Origin of the sequence: Thioclava litoralis, assembly GCF_045278885.1 — a bacterium.
Classification (GTDB): Bacteria; Pseudomonadota; Alphaproteobacteria; order Rhodobacterales; family Rhodobacteraceae; genus Thioclava; species Thioclava litoralis.
On sequence record NZ_CP135443.1, the window covers coordinates 2,437,833 to 2,455,347 of the forward strand.

General features: G+C 60.3%; 16 protein-coding genes and 1 pseudogene. 6 read left to right on the forward strand and 11 right to left on the reverse strand.

Features of this window, described 5'->3' with window-relative positions; all coding sequences use genetic code 11:
• Nucleotides 1–2: 2 nt before the first annotated feature.
• Genes RPE78_RS12045 through RPE78_RS12060 form a run of 4 tightly spaced genes read right to left on the reverse strand, consistent with a single transcriptional unit; the run spans nucleotide 3 to nucleotide 4,319 of the window.
• On the reverse strand, nucleotides 3–1,328 hold the full coding sequence (locus RPE78_RS12045; RefSeq protein ID WP_339107218.1) for an HlyC/CorC family transporter: 1,326 nt from the start codon (nucleotides 1,326–1,328) through the stop codon (nucleotides 3–5).
• 30 nt (nucleotides 1,329–1,358) lie between these two features.
• On the reverse strand, nucleotides 1,359–2,306 hold the full coding sequence (locus tag RPE78_RS12050) for a site-specific tyrosine recombinase XerD (protein WP_406720676.1): 948 nt from the start codon (nucleotides 2,304–2,306) through the stop codon (nucleotides 1,359–1,361).
• Nucleotides 2,303–3,919 (reverse strand): hypothetical protein, encoded by a 1,617-nt coding sequence (locus tag RPE78_RS12055; RefSeq protein ID WP_406720677.1) that lies wholly within the window; start codon nucleotides 3,917–3,919, stop codon nucleotides 2,303–2,305. The genes RPE78_RS12050 and RPE78_RS12055 overlap by 4 nt, the downstream gene beginning before the upstream one ends.
• Before the next feature lie 13 nt (nucleotides 3,920–3,932).
• A complete protein-coding gene (locus RPE78_RS12060; protein ID WP_339107221.1) occupies nucleotides 3,933–4,319 on the reverse strand; it encodes a hypothetical protein in 387 nt (128 codons plus the stop codon).
• Between the two features lie 45 nt (nucleotides 4,320–4,364).
• Here RPE78_RS12060 and RPE78_RS12065 point away from each other — a divergent pair, with 45 nt between their 5' ends.
• From RPE78_RS12065 to RPE78_RS12085, 5 genes are all read left to right on the forward strand, one after another.
• Nucleotides 4,365–4,922 (forward strand): shikimate kinase, encoded by a 558-nt coding sequence (locus RPE78_RS12065; RefSeq protein WP_406721655.1) that lies wholly within the window; start codon nucleotides 4,365–4,367, stop codon nucleotides 4,920–4,922.
• A complete protein-coding gene (gene aroB, locus RPE78_RS12070) occupies nucleotides 4,915–6,024 on the forward strand; it encodes a 3-dehydroquinate synthase (RefSeq protein ID WP_339107222.1) in 1,110 nt (369 codons plus the stop codon). Before RPE78_RS12065 ends, aroB begins: the two co-directional genes overlap by 8 nt.
• Nucleotides 6,025–6,174: 150 nt before the next feature.
• Nucleotides 6,175–7,737, forward strand: coding sequence for a glutamine-hydrolyzing GMP synthase (guaA, locus tag RPE78_RS12075; RefSeq protein WP_406720678.1), 1,563 nt, complete (start codon nucleotides 6,175–6,177; stop codon nucleotides 7,735–7,737).
• Between the two features lie 353 nt (nucleotides 7,738–8,090).
• Nucleotides 8,091–8,720: a hypothetical protein gene (locus tag RPE78_RS12080; RefSeq protein ID WP_406720679.1), complete on the forward strand. Its 630-nt coding sequence runs from the start codon at nucleotides 8,091–8,093 to the stop codon at nucleotides 8,718–8,720.
• Nucleotides 8,693–8,968 (forward strand): putative quinol monooxygenase, encoded by a 276-nt coding sequence (locus tag RPE78_RS12085; RefSeq protein ID WP_406720680.1) that lies wholly within the window; start codon nucleotides 8,693–8,695, stop codon nucleotides 8,966–8,968. Before RPE78_RS12080 ends, RPE78_RS12085 begins: the two co-directional genes overlap by 28 nt.
• Before the next feature lie 36 nt (nucleotides 8,969–9,004).
• Here RPE78_RS12085 and RPE78_RS12090 read toward each other — a convergent pair whose 3' ends face one another.
• The 7 genes and pseudogenes from RPE78_RS12090 to RPE78_RS12120 form a co-directional block, all read right to left on the reverse strand.
• The gene (locus RPE78_RS12090) at nucleotides 9,005–10,336 is read right to left on the reverse strand and encodes a branched-chain amino acid ABC transporter permease (protein WP_339107226.1); all 1,332 of its coding nucleotides are present in this window, start codon (nucleotides 10,334–10,336) and stop codon (nucleotides 9,005–9,007) included.
• The gene (locus RPE78_RS12095) at nucleotides 10,333–11,385 is read right to left on the reverse strand and encodes a branched-chain amino acid ABC transporter permease (protein ID WP_406720681.1); all 1,053 of its coding nucleotides are present in this window, start codon (nucleotides 11,383–11,385) and stop codon (nucleotides 10,333–10,335) included. Before RPE78_RS12095 ends, RPE78_RS12090 begins: the two co-directional genes overlap by 4 nt.
• Nucleotides 11,385–11,747, reverse strand: coding sequence for a hypothetical protein (locus RPE78_RS12100; RefSeq protein WP_406720682.1), 363 nt, complete (start codon nucleotides 11,745–11,747; stop codon nucleotides 11,385–11,387). Before RPE78_RS12100 ends, RPE78_RS12095 begins: the two co-directional genes overlap by 1 nt.
• A gap of 1 nt (nucleotide 11,748) precedes the next feature.
• Nucleotides 11,749–12,453, reverse strand: coding sequence for an ABC transporter ATP-binding protein (locus RPE78_RS12105; protein ID WP_339107229.1), 705 nt, complete (start codon nucleotides 12,451–12,453; stop codon nucleotides 11,749–11,751).
• The gene (locus tag RPE78_RS12110; protein WP_406720683.1) at nucleotides 12,450–13,241 is read right to left on the reverse strand and encodes an ABC transporter ATP-binding protein; all 792 of its coding nucleotides are present in this window, start codon (nucleotides 13,239–13,241) and stop codon (nucleotides 12,450–12,452) included. Before RPE78_RS12110 ends, RPE78_RS12105 begins: the two co-directional genes overlap by 4 nt.
• A gap of 109 nt (nucleotides 13,242–13,350) precedes the next feature.
• The gene (locus RPE78_RS12115) at nucleotides 13,351–14,535 is read right to left on the reverse strand and encodes an ABC transporter substrate-binding protein (protein WP_339107231.1); all 1,185 of its coding nucleotides are present in this window, start codon (nucleotides 14,533–14,535) and stop codon (nucleotides 13,351–13,353) included.
• A gap of 340 nt (nucleotides 14,536–14,875) precedes the next feature.
• Nucleotides 14,876–15,910 (reverse strand): annotated as a pseudogene (locus tag RPE78_RS12120) (GlxA family transcriptional regulator); the annotation flags it as partial.
• Between the two features lie 217 nt (nucleotides 15,911–16,127).
• Between RPE78_RS12120 and RPE78_RS12125 the strand changes: the two are divergent.
• On the forward strand, nucleotides 16,128–17,501 hold the full coding sequence (locus tag RPE78_RS12125; protein WP_339107232.1) for a class II 3-deoxy-7-phosphoheptulonate synthase: 1,374 nt from the start codon (nucleotides 16,128–16,130) through the stop codon (nucleotides 17,499–17,501).
• The last annotated feature ends 14 nt before the right edge of the window (nucleotides 17,502–17,515 follow it).

The window sequence follows — 17,515 nt, forward strand, 5'->3', positions numbered from 1 at the left end:
TGTTAGCCCTCTTCTGCCGCCGAGGGCAGGAGCGGGCGTATCTTCAGGCGGGTGATGCGGTTATCCTTGCGGGCCAGTACCTCGAAGCGGAAGCTATGGAAGCTGAACACCTGACCCGGCGTCGGGATGGTCTGGGCCTCGTGGATCACCAGACCGGCAATCGTATGGGCTTCGTCATCGGGCAGGGACCAGTCTGTTTCGCGATTGAGGTCGCGGATGGTCATGCCGCCATCGACAATATAATCGCCAGCCGCATTGGGCAGCAGCCGCGAGGGCGCTGTGGGGTCGTGTTCGTCGGTGATCTCGCCCACGATCTCTTCTAGAATATCCTCCAGCGTCAGCAGGCCGCGAAGGTCGCCATATTCATCCACCACCAGCGCGAAATGGGTGCGGCGCTTGAGGAATTCGCGCATCTGTTCATCCAGCGGCGAGGTTTCGGGGATGAAATAGGGCTTCATCATCACCTGCGTCACATCCAGCTGGCGGATGCTTTGCAAGGTAGACCCATCTTCGCGCAAGAGCTTCTCCACCGCGCGCAGCAGGTCTTTGGAGTGGATGATCCCTACGACATTCTCCCGCTCGCCATCATAAAGCGGCAAACGGGTATAGGGCGAGGACAACACAGCGGTCAGGATCTCGCTCGGTTCGGAATTCACATCGAGCATCTCGATATGGCTGCGGTGCAGCATGATCTCTTCGACCGTCCGGTTGCCCAGATCCAGCGCGCCCAGAAGCCGGTCGCGGTCTTCCTTATCCACGGTGCCTTCGGATTGCCCCAAGGCCAGCGCGCCCGCGATCTCTTCATGGATCGAGAACATATGCGTATCGGCATTGGTTCTCTGGCCGAAAAGCCGCAAGATCCCCCGCACCACAAGGCGGACAATCGCGACAACGGGGGCAAGCAGGATGGTGATCAGCTTGATCGGACGGGCCACCTTGGTGGCCACGGTCTCGGGATTGTTGATCGAATAGGTCTTGGGCAGAACCTCGGCAAAGATCAGCACGAGCACCGTCATGGCTAAAGTGGCCAGCGCCACGCCGGAATCCCCGAAGACCCGTGTCAGAAGGGCGGTGGCCAGCGATGTCGACAGGATATTGACGACGTTATTGCCCAGCAGAATGGCCCCGATCAGCTTTTCGCTGTCTTCGGTGACATTCAGCGCCACATCCGCGCCTTTCTCGCCCTTATCGGCACGTGCACGCAATTTGGCGCGGCTCGCGCCGGTCAATGCGGTCTCGGACCCCGAGAAAAAGGCCGAGAAGGCCAGAAGGATCAGGATGGTTGCAGCCGAGCCAATGAAGGCGGCATCAAGAAAATTGGTGTCCATAGCCGAGTTTTATACTGCTTTTGCCCTGCTTCAAGATCGTTTTGCTAGCGGATGATGCTGCATCACCAGCGTTTTCAGCCGCTCGTCCAACACATGGGTATAGATCTCTGTCGTGGAAAGATCCGCATGCCCCAAAAGCATCTGGATCGCCCGTAAATCTGCGCCGCCTTGCAACAGATGCGTGGCAAAGGCGTGGCGCAGCACATGCGGCGTGACTTTGGCAGGGCTTATCCCCGCCTCGACCGCAAAGTCTTTCAACAACCGGTGGAAAGCCTGCCGCGTCAGATGCCCGTCTTTGCCCGAAGAGGGAAAAAGAAAGCGTGACAAGGGCTTGCGGGCCTTGCGATGGGCGTCATCTTCGGCTTCGTCGCGCAATATGATCCAATCGGCCAGCGCCTGACGCGCATGTTCGGACAGCGGAACCATACGGTCCTTGCCGCCCTTGCCATTGACCATCAGCATCGCCGGATTGCCGCGCGCGCCCGAGACGGGCAGGGTGACCAGCTCGCTGACACGCATGCCGGTGGCATAGAGCATTTCCATCAGGCAGCGATTGCGAGCGCGGTCAATCGGATGGCGCCCATGATCGCGCGCCGCCACAAGCAGGCGGTCAACCTCTTCTATCGATAGGATTTTCGGCAATGCCTTCACCTTGCCGGGGCCGCTGATCCGCAAAGACGGGTTGTCGCTGCGCCAGCCTTCCTCATAGGCAAAACGGAAAAGCTGCCGGATGGCCGACAGTCGGCGCGCGCGGGTGGATTGGGCCAGACCATCGGCCTCGCAGCGGATCAGATAGGTCTCGATATCATCCTGTGCAAGCGTGCCGAAAGACAGCGACTTGGCGCTTGTGAAGGCCAGAAAGTCGTTCAGATCGCGCCCGTAGCTGAGCACGGTATTATGCGCAGCCCCCGCTTCGGCGGCCTGCGCCTCGAGAAAGATCGACAGCCAGTTGAGATCTGTCGGGACAGGATCACTCATCCCCGGCGCTCCAGAATGATCATTTCCAAGGCGGTGCGGCGCGCCACATCCTCTAGCCCGACCAGCCGCAGCAGTGTCAGGCCGTTCACCATACGGGGGTAATCGCCTCTGGCGCCATTAGTGATGTCATCCGCCGCTTCCAGCACCGCCGCACCAAGCTGGTCGGGCAGGAGGCCACGATAGGGCGCGGGGGCCTGTTCGGGCGGGGCGTCGAACACGCGCTTGAGCGCAAGGCCAAGCTGGTCCTGTGCGGGAACGGTTTCGGTATTGCCCAAGGCAAGCGCGATCAGCAGCGCATCATCGGGATCGTCATCCGCCGCATTCTTGGCGACATTCTCGTAATCTTCCGACAGCAGGCCCAGCCGGAAACCGATCTGCTTGGCCGCGCCCTGCAAATCCATCGCCGCCAGTCGCGGCCCGTAAAGCTGGGCCAGAACAGGCTCCAGCTCGACCTGTTCCATCGCTTTATAGGCTTGCGGCAGGATCTCGTTGATTTTGTCGAGATCGTTTTCCTCCACCGCCTTATCCAGTTGCGATACCGCCGAGACTCGATCCCATAGGCTGCCGGAGGCCGCTGCCCGACGTTCGGTATAAAGGCCCAGAAGCTGGTTCGGGTCGATCGCCCCATGCGGTGCCAGCCGTTCGGCCGCCTCGATCTGGGCTTTCCAGCCGTTATTCGAGCGGAGATCGGCATGGGCAAAGGCCAAAGGCAGGCTGGTGGTGGGCAGGGATTGCCCGATGGCCTCCATCATGCGGAAATTCAGCGGGGTGATGCGGGTGGGCGGCGGCAGATCCTCGCTGTCATCGGTCAGTTCGGGTTCCAGAAACCGCTCCATAAGGGTCGCGGTTTCCGGATCGAACTGCCCCAAGGCCTCGCCGCTTTGCAACGACACAGCCGCCGCTTCCCAATCGCCGTTGCGTGCCAGACAGAAGATCCGCGCCCCGAAAGACGGTGCCACATCGGGGGTGGTGTCCATCAGCTTGCAGGCGCTGTCTTCTTCGCCCAACAAAAGCGCCACATCGAAACGGCGGCGGAACACTTCCGGATCGGCGGTCGTATCCTGTTCGAGCATCGCTAAAGCCGGTTCCAAAGCGCCTTGATCCAGCAACTTGTCGATCCGCGCCAGAAACAGGCTGTCTTCGCGATTGGGATTGGAAATCTCGGGCGGGTCCAGCTCGGCCAGCAGCAGTTTTTGCAAGAGCGACTGGATGGCCGGCAGCGCGGTATTGATCTGCTCCTTGCGCACCAGCGCCACCAGATCTGTCTCTGGCGTTTTGCCCCAAAGCGTTTTGGGCAGGCCCGCGCGCGCCGCAGGCAGAAGCCCGATCATATTCGGATCGGGTCCACCCAGAGTGAAAACGGAAATATCTTCCGTTCCCACGCCTTTGCTGATGGGAGGCTCGCCCGGAACCGGTGGCATCACCGATAGGCTTCCGCCGGGAGTGGCGGGCTGTGCGCCCCCCAAGGTCGGGCTGGCGGGCATGGCGGTCGGTGTCACGATCGAGTTGGACAGCCAGTCGATGGCCGAAATCGGCGCATCCTCCTGAGCCTGCGCCCAGCCGACCGTCCCAATCCAGAGAATCGCCGCAGCTGCAAGAGGAGGGGTGGGCACGCCTGATCTCCGGTTATTCTTGCGCGGCCGGTTGGTCCGGCAAGGTAACGTCCACGGATGTCTCTTCCTGCCGCGGCGCCATATCACCGATATAGGCGTAACCGATGACGGCCAGAACGGCCAATATCAACAGGATTACGATTACTTTGAAGATGCGCCCCATCTGTCCCCACGTCTTTCGTCTGTTATGTCTTTTCGCGTTCTGCTCTTGCGATTTCACGGCGTTGATGCGGCAGGTGCAAGGCGGATAACCGTCCCCCGCTGCCGCATCGATCACAAAATCCTGCACATTATAACTGGCATTTTGGGGAAGTTCACGCCATTGAGGAAGGAAATCTTCACGATTGCGCCAAGTAAGAGGCTTGCAGGCCTTTTTGCGATTTCCGGTGCGGTGGTGCACAGAGGCGACTGTAGGGCAAGACAAGAGGGGCGCGTGGGCGGACGAGTGACAAACCGGCTGGAAAGAAGCATCGTGTTGGTGGGCATGATGGGCTGCGGCAAGACCACGATCGGTCAGGCTTTGGCCCAGACGCTCGATGTGCCCTTTCTCGATAGCGACGAGGCCATTGAAGAGGCTGCGCAGATGAGTGTCGCCGAGATCTTCGCCCGCGATGGCGAGCCGTTCTTTCGTGCGCGCGAAACTGAGATCCTCGAACGGTTGTTGCGCGGTGCCCCTGCGGTGATTTCCACCGGCGGCGGGGCGTTTCTGTCCGAAGCCAATCGACGCGTCATCGCCGAACGCGGTGTGTCGGTCTGGCTTCAGGCCGATCTGGAGACCCTGTGGCATCGCGTGCGGCTCAAGACAACGCGCCCGCTTCTGAAAACCGCTGATCCGAAAGGCACCCTGCGCGCCATGCTGGAGGTACGCCTTCCGGTCTATGCCCAAGCGCAGATACATGTGGAAGCCGGTCCTCAAACCGATGTGAGCGCGATGACAGCCAAGGTGCTCGAGGCGCTGCATAAGGTGCCGGACCTATTCAAGACGGAGCGACAGAATGGTTGATATCGTAGCGGTGGAACTGGGCGCGCGCGCCTATCAGGTGCGGATCGGGGCAGGGCTTCTGGCCCGTGCGGGGGCCGAGATCGCGCCGCTCTTGCGCCGTCCCCGCGTGGCGGTCGTCACCGACGAGACCGTGGGCGCACTTCATCTGGCAGCGTTGCGCGCGGGGCTGGGGGATATGGAGATGGTATCCCTGACGCTTCCGGCAGGCGAATCCACCAAAAGCTGGCCGCATTTCACCCATACGGTGGAATGGCTGCTGGAACAGAAGGTCGAACGCAAGGATATCGTCATCGCCTTTGGCGGCGGCGTGATCGGTGACCTCGTGGGCTTTGCGGCTTCGGTCCTGCGGCGCGGTGTGCGCTTCGTGCAGATCCCGACAACGCTTCTGGCACAGGTGGACAGCTCGGTCGGCGGCAAGACGGGGATCAATGCGCCCAGCGGCAAAAATCTGATCGGGGCCTTCCATCAACCCTCCCTGGTGCTGGCCGATATCGACCTGTTGGGCACGCTCACCCCGCGCGATTTCCTTGCAGGCTATGGCGAGGTGGCGAAATACGGTCTGCTTGGCTCGGCGGATTTCTTCGACTGGCTGGAAACCAACGGCCCCGCATTGGCCAAAGGCGATACCGCGCTGCGTCAGGAGGCCGTGCGTCGCTCGGTGCAGATGAAGGCCGATATCGTGGCGCGCGACGAAACCGAAGAAGGCGACCGCGCCCTTCTGAATCTCGGCCATACCTTCGGCCATGCGCTGGAATCAGCCACCGGCTATTCCAGCCGCCTGCTTCACGGCGAGGGCGTCTCTATCGGCTGCGCCCTGGCCTTTGAACTCAGTCAGAAACTGGGCCTTTGCGCACAGGAGGCCCCCTCGCGCGTCCGCGCCCATCTGCGCGCGATGGGCATGAAAACCGACCTTGCCGATATCGAGGGTCCGCTGCCCGATGCCGAAGGCCTCATCGCGCTGATGGCGCAGGACAAGAAGGTTCTCGATGGCAAGCTCCGCTTCATTCTGGCGCGCGGCATAGGCGAGGCCTTTGTCACCTCCGACGTCCCGCGCGACACCCTGAAGACGGTGCTGGAAGAAGCCCTCGGCCGTCGGCGGTAACCCCTGCATCCAGCTGCCCGAAATATCCCGGGGGTGAATGGCGCGGGGCATCCCGCGCCAGAGGGGGCAGAGCCCCCGTCTTCTCCCCATCCACACGCGGCTTTCGCAAAGTTATTGCCTTTGTGAAAAACGCCCCTTAAAGGCTCGCATATGGCACAGCATCAGACCCTCCTTATCATCGACTTCGGTTCCCAGGTGACGCAGCTGATCGCGCGCCGCCTGCGCGAGCTGAATGTCTATTGCGAAATCCGCCCCTATCAATCGGTCACCGAAGAGGTGATCCGCGAGATCGCGCCTCTGGCCGTGATCCTCTCGGGCGGTCCTGACAGCGTGACGCGCGAAGGCTCTCCCCGCGCGCCGCAGGCCCTGTTCGAGATGGGCCTTCCGATCTTTGGCATCTGCTACGGTCAGCAAGTCATGATGGAACAGCTCGGCGGCAAAGTCGAAGCAGGCCATCATGCCGAATATGGCCGCGCCTATGTGACGCCTGCCGAAGGCCACAAGCTCGACGGTATCTTCGCCGGTCTCTTCCTCAATGATGGCCGCGAGCAGGTCTGGATGAGCCACGGTGACCGCGTGACCCAGCTTGCTCCGGGCTTCGAGGTCATCGGCACCTCGCCGAATGCGCCCTATGCGATCACCGCAGACGAAAGCCGCCAGTTCTACGCGGTCCAGTTCCACCCCGAGGTGCATCATACGCCCAACGGCAAGGCGCTGATCGAGAACTTCCTGCGCAAAGCAGGCTTTACCGGCGACTGGACCATGGCGGCCTACCGCGAGGAAGCCATCAAGACCATCCGCGAACAGGTTGGCGACAAGCAGGTCATCTGCGGCCTCTCCGGCGGTGTGGACAGCTCGGTCACCGCGATCCTGCTGCATGAGGCCATCGGCGAGCAGTTGACCTGCGTCTTCGTCGACCACGGGCTTCTGCGTCAAGACGAGGCCGAGCAGGTCGTCGCCATGTTCCGCGACAATTATAACATCAAGCTGATCGCCGCAGATGAATCCGATCTGTTCATCGGCGCACTGGAAGGGGTCTCGGACCCCGAGGTCAAGCGTAAGACCATCGGCAAGCTCTTCATCGACGTGTTCCAGAAATACGCCAATGAGATTGAGGGCGCCGAATTCCTGGCGCAAGGCACGCTCTATCCCGACGTGATCGAATCCGTGTCCTTCTCGGGCGGTCCTTCGGTCACCATCAAGTCGCACCACAATGTTGGCGGCCTGCCCGAAAAGATGGGTCTGAAGCTGGTCGAACCGCTTCGGGAACTCTTCAAGGACGAGGTCCGCGAGCTTGGCCGTGAACTCGGTCTGCCCGATAGCTTCATCGGCCGTCACCCGTTCCCCGGACCGGGTCTGGCGATCCGCTGCCCTGGTGAGATCACCCGTGAGAAGCTAGAGATCCTGCGCAAGGCGGATGCGGTCTATATCGACCAGATCCGCAAGCACGGCCTCTATGACGAGATCTGGCAGGCCTTCGTGGCGATCCTTCCGGTACGGACCGTGGGCGTGATGGGCGACGGTCGCACCTATGACTACGCTTGTGCGCTGCGCGCGGTGACCTCGGTCGATGGGATGACGGCGGATTACTACCCCTTCACCCACGACTTCCTTGGCGAGACAGCCACGCGGATCATCAATGAAGTCAAGGGTATCAACCGCGTGACCTATGACATCACCTCGAAGCCCCCGGGCACGATCGAGTGGGAATGATTTCGGGCGTTGATTCCTGAGAAACTGCATTCAAGCCCGCATTCTTGCGGGCTTTTTTGTGCCCGCCATGCGTCGTCAGAAGGCGACGCCAAAAGTTTCCCTCGCATCGGGCCGCTTTTTTGCCGCGTCTCTTTGCACTCGTGCGGGCTTTGAGGCGTTGGCGTCATACTCTGGCAGGCTTTATTATAAGCATGTTGCATAAAATATGATCGGCCTTCGGGGTCTTGCCCGTATGCAACCTGTGGTTTTGTTTCATCCTCAGGATTTTCTGCCTTATTTCAATCTCTGTTAACCATTCGCCGCCCATCGTGCCTTTAGGATTTCAACCCAAGGAGGATCGCATGGATGGTGATATGAGTAAGCTCGTCGACCTGAACCGGAAGCCTTTGCATCTTTCCGGTATGGTTCTGGGGCTGCGCGCTTTGGAAGAGGCCTATGGCCCGTTGGAGGCGCATTTTCTACGTGATGATGGGGTGTCGGTGCGGCGGGCCTTGCAGCACGGGGCGCAGATCGCCCGTCAGAACGCGGCGGATATGAATCGCGGGTTGATCGGGTGTCTGAACGAGCTGCGCGCCTGCCTGGACTATTATGACCGCTATCTGCACGGGCGCGTGAGGATGGATCACCTGCCGCGCTATATGCCCGCAAGTGATGCCGCCGGCTCTTTGGACCAGATGACCGTCAGACAGGCACCGGTTCTGGTGATGGATGCCTTTCAGGGGCTACGGATGCAGCTTCTGGATGCCGAAGGGCAGAGGGTGTTGCTGTATTACAAACCGGTGCGGGCGGTCCATGCGGATCTGTTCCATGTGCATCGTAACCTGTTTGATGCAACGCGTCTGACCACGCCGCAAACGGGTATCTTGGTGGCTCCGGCGTTTGACGATAAACTTCTGGAACAAGCACATCTGATTCCAAATCTGGTTCTCAGATCCAGTCGTCCGGGAGAAACGCTATGCCGGTCCATGTCTCTGGCCATCTGATTTGTAAAAACCGCGAGGAGGCCGAGCTTATCCGCCTTTATCTGCCGCAACACCGTGCGCTGACACTGGCCGAGCCGGGATGCCTGCTATTCGAGGTGGAGGAAACCGAAGATCCGCTGGTCTGGCGCGTGACCGAAAGCTTTATCGACAGGCGGGCGTTTGAGGCGCATCAATCGCGGCTTGCCCATTCGATCTGGGGCGAAAGGACCCGTGCGATCAAGCGCGACTATGACATCACGCGGAGTTAGGCGCATCCCGTTTGTCACGGGACACGCCAGTTATCATCAGCGCTCGGGCAGAAGCCCGCGTGGCGCAAAGCGCAGCACCAGCAGCAGGACCAGCCCCATCGCCAGATAGCGCATCTGGGCCGCAGATTCCAGAAGATGGTCCTTGAGCGCGCCCGGTGCCATGCCTGCAGTCAGAAGCTGCAGCAGATCCGGCCCCCAAGCCTCGGCCTTGATCCACAGGAACCACACCAGAATACCGCCCAGAACCGCGCCCCAGTTATTGCCCGACCCGCCAAGGATCACCATCACCATGATCAGGAAGGTAAAGCGCAGCGGGTTATAGGTTGCAGGGGTCAACTGGCCGTCCAGCGTCACCATCATGGCCCCTGCGAAACCGCAGATGGCGGAACCGATGATGAAGATCTGCAAATGGCGCTTCGTCACGTTCTTGCCCATAGCCGCGGCTGCCACCTCGTTTTCGCGGATGGCGCGCATCATGCGGCCCCAGGGCGAATGCAGGGCCAGTTGCGCAGCAATCACGAAAACCACCAGCACCACCGAGAAAAGCACAAGATACAGGAGTTTGACGAATACAGTCGAGGCCAGCACCGGATCCATGCCGAATTGCGCGGCATGGGCGACGAACTCGCCCGAGGCCTGCAGGTCTATCTCGCGCGGGATGAAGAAGGGGCGCGGGATGCCGTTGACATTCATCACCCCCCGATCCAGCCAGTTCTCGTTTTTCAGCACGGCCACGATGATTTCCGCGATGCCAAGCGTGGCAATCGCCAGATAGTCCGAGCGCAGGCCCAAAGCGGCCTTGCCGATGGCCCATGCCGCCAGCGCGGCAAACAGCGCCCCGACCGGCCATGCCAACAGCACCGGCAATCCGAGCCCGCCCAGATAGCCCTGTGCGGAGGGGTTGATCGCCTCCACCGCGCTGACGCCGGGATCGAAGACGCCGCGGAACAGGAAGAAACCGATCACCAGCACGAGGCAGGTGGCCAGCCCGCGCAGCCCTTTACGCAGCCGCTTCCACAGTTGCACCGCAATCGCCAGCACCGCAATGGCGATGGCCAGTGCCAGCAGGATGCGCCAACCACCCGCGCTCATCGCGCCTTGGGTGGCAGGCATGGAGATCAGCACAGGCGCAACGCCACCCAAGGCGATAAAGCCCATAGTGCCCGCGTTGAACAGGCCCGCATAGCCCCATTGCAGATTGAGCCCCAGCGCCATGATCGCGCTGATGACGCCCATGTTCAAAATCACCAAAGCCGCATTCCAGCCTGATGTCGCCGCCTCGATTGCGAACAGCGCCAGCAAGGCAAGAAACAGAATGGGGGTGCGCAGTTTGCCGCCCGCTGCGGCATCCGCTTGACGAGAACTCATATCGATTTCCCCTTGAAAAGACCGGTGGGACGGAAGATCAGCACGGCAATCAGGATGGTGAAGCTGACCGCGAATTTATAATCGGTGGAGAGCAGTTGCACGAGGCCCGAGGGCTCCCAACCGGGGATCAGATAGGTCGCGATTTTCTTCCACGCATAGGTTACACCCACCTCCGAGAAGGCGATGATATAGCCGCCGACAATGGCCCCGATCGGATTGCCGATCCCGCCCAGAATGGTGGCGGCGAAAATCGGCAGAAGCAGCTGGAAGTAGTTGAAAGCCTTGAAGGATTTATCAAGCCCGTAAAGCGTGCCTGCGATGGTGGCGAGGGCGGCGGTGATGATCCATGTGATCATCACCACACGTTTGGGGTCGATCCCCGACAAAAGCGCCAGATCCTCGTTATCCGAGAAAGCGCGCATCGATTTGCCCGCCCGCGTCCGGTTCAGAAACCAGAATAGCGCGATCATCACGAGGATTGCGGTGACGAAGGTGATGGCCGAGCTGGCGCGGATGGCCAGCGGCTCCGACAGGCCGCTCCAGTTCTTGAATGCGCGCGCCGAGACCAGAAAGCGTTCGCCATCGGCAAAGCGGATTTCGTCGACGCCCGAGACCGCCTCCTTCGCACCCAGAACAGGCACGGAGAGCACGGAGATCATGATGCGCGTCAGCGCGTTCATCACGAACATCACCCCGACCGAGACCATGACCAGCACCACCGGTGTCGCACGGATCTTGCGGTAATGGGCATAGACAAGGCGGTCGGTCACCAAGGCCAGCGCTGCGGTGACCACGATGCCGATCGGCAGCGCCAGAAGCGCCGTGGGCAAGGGGCCAAGGCCCAGACCGGCATCCTGCAAAAGCCATGTCACAAGAATTGTCACGCCCGTGCCGAAGGCCATCATATCGCCATGCGCGAAATTCGAGAAGCGCAGGATCGAGTAGACAAGGGTCACTCCAAGCGCGCCAAGGGCCAGTTGCGAGCCATAGGACAGCGCGGGGATGAAGACGTAATTGGCGAAGGCCACCAATGCGTTGAGGGCTTCCATTAAACCGGTTCCTCACAAGTGCCGTCGAGAGTGGTCGGCGTCAGCCCCAGTCCCGAACGGGTGAATTTTGCAGGCGTGCCAGCGGGGATGTGGTCCATTGCCGGCAGGGTGATCATGACGGAAAGATCCATCACCAGAGGCGTTGTGATCTGTATGCTGGTGTCGTTGCGTGTCCATGCGGCCATGACGCCGGTGGTATGGTCGCGGTTATCGGTCCAGAGCAATCCGTCGGCGCCATCCTGGGAAAGGATGACCTCGCGGCTGTCGAAGTGACAGGTCAGAAGCGTGTCCTTGCGACCTTCGGCAGCGCAAGATTGCGCGAAAAAAGATATTAGAACAAAGGGATATAGGATGTTTTTCATCTTATCCCCCAAGGAAGGTGCGGCGCACTTCCGGATCAGCCAGAAGCGCGGGGCCGGTATCGGTATAGGCATTTGCGCCCTGCACCAGAACATAGCCGACATCTGCGATTTCAAGGGCTTGGCGCGCGTTCTGTTCCACCATCAGGATCGAGATCCCTGTCCGTGCCACGTCGATGATGCGGTCGAAAAGCTCGTCCATCACAATCGGGCTGACCCCTGCGGTGGGTTCGTCCAGCATCAGCAGCTTGGGTTTCGTCATCAGCGCACGGCCCACGGCCACCTGCTGACGCTGCCCGCCCGACAACTCGCCCGCATTCTGCCGACGTTTCTCGCGCAGGATCGGGAAAAGCTCGTAGACCTGCTCGATAGTATCGCGGAAATCGTCGCGGCGGGTGAATGCGCCCATCTCAAGGTTTTCCTCGACGCTCATCGTCGGGAAGACATTGTTGACCTGCGGCACAAACCCCATTCCGCGGCCAACACGGTCCTGCGGCGTGAGGGAGGTGATGTCGTCGCCATCCAGCGTGACCGAGCCGCTGCGCAGCGGTAACATGCCGAACACGGCCTTCATCGCGGTGGATTTTCCGGCCCCGTTCGGGCCGACGATCACCGCAATCTGGCCTTTCTCGACCGTTAATGTGCAGCCATGCAGGATATCCGCCTTGCCATAGCCGCCAGTCATCTGGGATGCTGAGAGAAAGCTCATTCTGCCTCCGTGGCCACAACGGCCTTGTTCTTCAGTCCGGTGCCCAGATAGGCTTCGATGACCGCTTCGTTTTGCATGATCGTATCGGGAGCCCCCGTGGCCAGCATCTTGCCCTCGGCCATCACGATGACCGGATCGCAGAGCCGCCCGATGAAATCCATGTCATGTTCGATCACGCAGAATGTATAGCCGCGCTCTTTGTTGAGCCGTACGATGGCATCGCCGATCGTGTTCAGCAGGGTGCGGTTGACACCGGCGCCGACCTCGTCAAGGAAGACGATCTTCGCATCGACCATCATCGTGCGTCCCAATTCCAGCAGCTTTTTCTGACCGCCCGACAGGTTGCCGGCCTTTTCATCCTTCAGATGGGAAATCGTAAGGAAATCAAGCACCTCATCGGCTTTCTTCAGAAGCTGTGCTTCTTCCTCGCGGATTTTCTTGCGCTGGAACAAGGCCGACCAGAGCGTTTCGCCGCTCTGGCCTGCGGGCACCATCATCAGGTTTTCGCGCACCGTGAGCGAAGGGAATTCATGCGCAATCTGAAAAGTGCGCAGTAAGCCCTTGTGAAACAAGGAATCCGGTGAAAGGCCGGTGATGTCCTCGCCATCCAGAAAGACCTGACCGGAGGTCGGTTTATGGACGCCTGCGATGACGTTGAACAGGGTGGATTTTCCCGCGCCATTCGGGCCGATCAAGCCGGTGATCGAGCCTTTGGCGATGTTCAATGTGACCCCGTCGACAGCATGGAAGCCGCCGAATTGTTTCTTTAGGTTTTCAACCCTTATCATTTTTTGTCCCGTTTGTTGACCGCGCCGGACCCTTGACCCCTGATCCTTGCGCTACGGAAAACAGCCCGGGGCGCATTGGTCCCGGGCTGTCCACTGCATGTCGGAGAGCTTAGCGGTATTTAACCGTTTCGATCTTGCCATCCTTGATTTCGACTTCGCGGAAAGTGCCTGCGGACTCGCCACCCTTGATCAGATTGACCGAAGAGGCGCCGTCATAATCGATCTTTTTGCCTTCAGCGATCAGGTCAAGCGCATGGCCCAGTTGACCGGGCAGGATCTTTTCGCCCGGACCGTTTGCAATATCCATGATATGGGTCTTGTAGACCTTCGGATCGGTGGATTTCGCCTCGGCCATCGCCAGCATGATCAGGGCCGCTGCATCGTAGGATTCGCCGGAATAGACCTGATTGCCGTCGAAGCCTGCCGCTTGCGCCAGCGCAAGGAATTTGTCCTTGCCTTCGCCTTCCGAAGAGGGGATCTGGCCGAAAGAGCCGTCGAGCTCGTCGCCAAAGTTGTTTTCAAGCGCCGAGGCGATCATGCCATCGGGCAGAACAAAGGTGTCGAACGCACCGGTATCAAGCGCCCCGCGCAGAATGCCCGAACCGCCCTGGTCGACATAGCCCGCAACCACCAGCGCATCGCCGCCCGCCGAGGCCAGCGCGCCGACTTCGGCCGAGTAATCGCCCTTGCCATCCTCATGCGACGCCGAAATCGTGACTGTGCCCCCCTTGGCCTCGTAGGCGCTTTGGAAACTATCCGCGAGCCCCTTGCCATAGTCGTTATTGGTATAGGTCAGGGCGACCGATTTGATGCCATGTTCCAGAATGATATCGGCCATGACATCGCCCTGACGCGCATCGGAGGGCGCGGTGCGGAAGAAGAGCCCGTCATCTTCCATATCCGACAGGGCCGGAGAGGTGGCGGAAGGCGAGATCATGACCATACCATTGGCCATAGCGACGTTTTGCAGAACGGCGCTGGTGGCGCCCGAACACATCGCACCAAAGATGCCTTTCACGCCATCGCTGGTGATCAGGCGCTCTGCGGTGGAGGTTGCCGCACCTGCATCGATGCAGGTGGAATCTCCGCGAACCGGCGTCACGGTCGAGCCATCCATGAACTTGCCGCTATCGCTGACTTCTTTCATCGCCAGTTCCGCACCTTCGGCCATGCCGGGGGCCAGCGATTCAAGAGGGCCGGTAAACCCGAGCAGAACGCCGATTTTCACGTCATCGGCAAGAGCCGCCGTGCCGGTCATGGCAAGAGCGGTGGTTACCAGCAAAAGGTTGCGCATCAGTTATCTCCCCTGATCGTGTTTTGACTTGCCGGTCAGAATAAAAGGGATGCGCATCAAAGGGAAGGTGTGCCACAGCAGGTGCTGGACGAAAATACGGCGAAGGGGCTGGTGGCACAGAAAATAATCGCCCCTTGCGCGAGTTGATCGCCTAGAAGTTCCGCTCATGCGGTCGGCGGGCTGGCGCATTTCCGTCTTCTGGTCCATTTTCTGGCCCATTTTCTGGATCGTCTGCGTCGAAGGCCTCGTTCTCGTCGAAATCGTCCTGCGCGATCTCGATATCCCAAGGCGCGTCGATGGGCAGTTCCTCGACCATCGGCAGGGCTTCCTCGACCAGATCAGGAGCCGGATGCCCGCCCGAGGCACCGCGTTCGCGATAGGGGGTGGTCTGGTAATGCGCGCGGTAGCATTTTGAGAAATGCGAAGGGGAGGCAAAGCCACAAGCCAGTGCCACATTGATCACCGACATCTCTGTCTGCATCAGCAGCGCGCGCGCTTTCTGAAGCCGTAATTCCATATAATAGCGTTTCGGGCTACGGTCGAGATAGCGGCGGAACAGCCGTTCCAGCTGCCGTGTCGACATGCCGACTTCGGTGGCCAGCTTGGCGGGGGAAATCGGTTCTTCGATATTCGCCTCCATCCGCCCGATCACTTGCGAAAGCTTGGGGTGGCGCACCCCGATCCGTGTGGGAATGGAAAGACGCTGGCTGTCTTTTTCTGTGCGAATAGAAGTGTATATCAGCTGATCCGCAACCGTGTTGGCAAGAGCCTCGCTATGATCGCGTGCCACGATGCGCAACATCAGGTCAAGGGCCGCCGTGCCACCTGCCGAGCTCATCCGGTTGCCATCGATCACATAGACCGATTTCGCCAGATCCACCTCGTCGAACTCTTCGGTGAAGGCATCGTGGTTTTCCCAGTGGATCGTGGCGCGGCGTTCATCAAGAAGCCCCGCTTCGGCCAGCGCCCATGCACCCGTGCACAACCCGCCGATCACGCCCCCTTTTCGGGCCTCGCGCCGCAGCCAGCTGATCACCGGCTTGGTGGTGGCCTCGATCACATCGATCCCGCCACAGACAATGATCGTGTCCTCGCGCTGCACCTCGTCCAGCCCCATATCCACCGTGATCTCGACACGGCTGGAGCTTTGCACCTTGGTGCCCCCCTCGGCGGCCAGCGCCCATTCGTAAAGCGGCTGACCCGAGATCTGGTTGGCCAGCCGCAGCGGTTCGAGCGCGCTGGTAAAGGCCATCAATGTGAAACGGTCCAGCAGCAGGAAGACCACACGCTTGGCGCGGTTCTGCACCGGAAGGCGCTGGGAGCCATAGGAAGGGGCTGGCCTGGCCGTGAGTCTTTTGGGGGTGGTTTTGCGCATCCTACACACATCACTCTTTGATGGGCTTCGACCCAATCACCGAATATGGACGCCCGCAAGAGAAAGCACGGCCCCGATGCCCTCGGGCTAGGCAATTCACTGCCACTTCTGTCATCATGGATTAAACTTTATGCAGTCGGGGAAAATATTGTTTATTGCCGCGAAGGTCCGGTCTATAACGCGGGCCTAATTATAAGAAGCCGGAATGGAGGAACTGATGGCTCAGAGTTGGAAAAAGTCGGACTGGCGCGCGAAACCGCGGGTACAGATGCCCGACTATCCCGACGCGGCGGCGCTCAATGCCGTTGAACAGTCGCTCTCGCGAATGCCTCCTCTGGTTTTTGCGGGCGAGGCCCGTAGTTTGCGTGACGAGTTGGCGCGGGCTTGCCGCGGCGAGGCGTTCTTGCTTCAGGGGGGGGATTGCGCCGAAAGCTTTGCAGAATTCGGCGCGGATAATATCCGTGATACATTCAAGGTAATGCTGCAAATGGCCATTGTCCTGACCTGGGGGGCGAAAGTGCCCGTGGTCAAGGTTGGCCGGATGGCAGGCCAGTTCGCCAAGCCGCGTTCGTCGGCGACCGAGGTGGTGGGTGGCGTCGAGCTGCCCAGCTATCGTGGCGATATCATCAACGGGTTCGATTTCACCGAAGCCGCGCGCGTGCCGGACCCGAACCGGATGCTGCAGGCCTATACGCAGGCTGCGGCCTCGCTAAACCTTCTGCGCGCGTTCTCGACCGGCGGTTACGCCGATATCCATCGCGTGCACGGTTGGATCACCAGCTTCACCGACGAGGAAAAAGCCGCGAAATACCGTGTGTTGGCAGATCGCATCACCGAAGCGATGGATTTCATGGCCGCCGCTGGCGTGACATCGGAAACGGCGCCCGAGCTGAAAACGGTCGATTTCTTCACCTCGCATGAAGCGCTGCTTCTGGAATATGAAGAAGCGCTGTGCCGGACCGATACCACGACGGGTCTGCCGGTTGCGGGATCGGGTCATATGATCTGGATCGGCGATCGCACCCGTCAGCCCGATGGCGCGCATGTCGAGTTCTGTCGCGGGGTGCAAAACCCGATCGGCCTCAAATGCGGCCCGTCGACCACGGCGGAAGACCTCAAGGTTCTGATGTCCAAGCTGAACCCGAAAAACGAGGCCGGTCGTCTGACCCTGATCGCGCGCTTCGGCGCGGGCAAGGTGGGCGAGCATCTGCCGCGTCTGATCAAGGCCGTGCAGGAAGAGGGGGCCAATGTTGTGTGGTCCTGTGACCCGATGCATGGCAACACCATCAAATCGGCCAGCGGTTACAAAACCCGTCCGTTTGAAGCGGTGCTGCAAGAGGTGCGGGAATTCTTCGCCGTGCATAATGCCGAAGGCACGATCCCCGGGGGGGTGCATTTCGAGATGACCGGTAAGGATGTGACCGAATGCACCGGTGGTCTGCGCGCCGTGTCCGACGAAGATCTGTCGTCACGTTACCATACCGCCTGCGACCCGCGTCTGAACGCCAATCAGGCGCTGGAACTGGCCTTCCTTGTGGCAGAAGAGTTGCAAAACCGCCGCTCGCAGCAACGCGCTGTCAGTAATCTGTAAGCGGGAAACCTTTG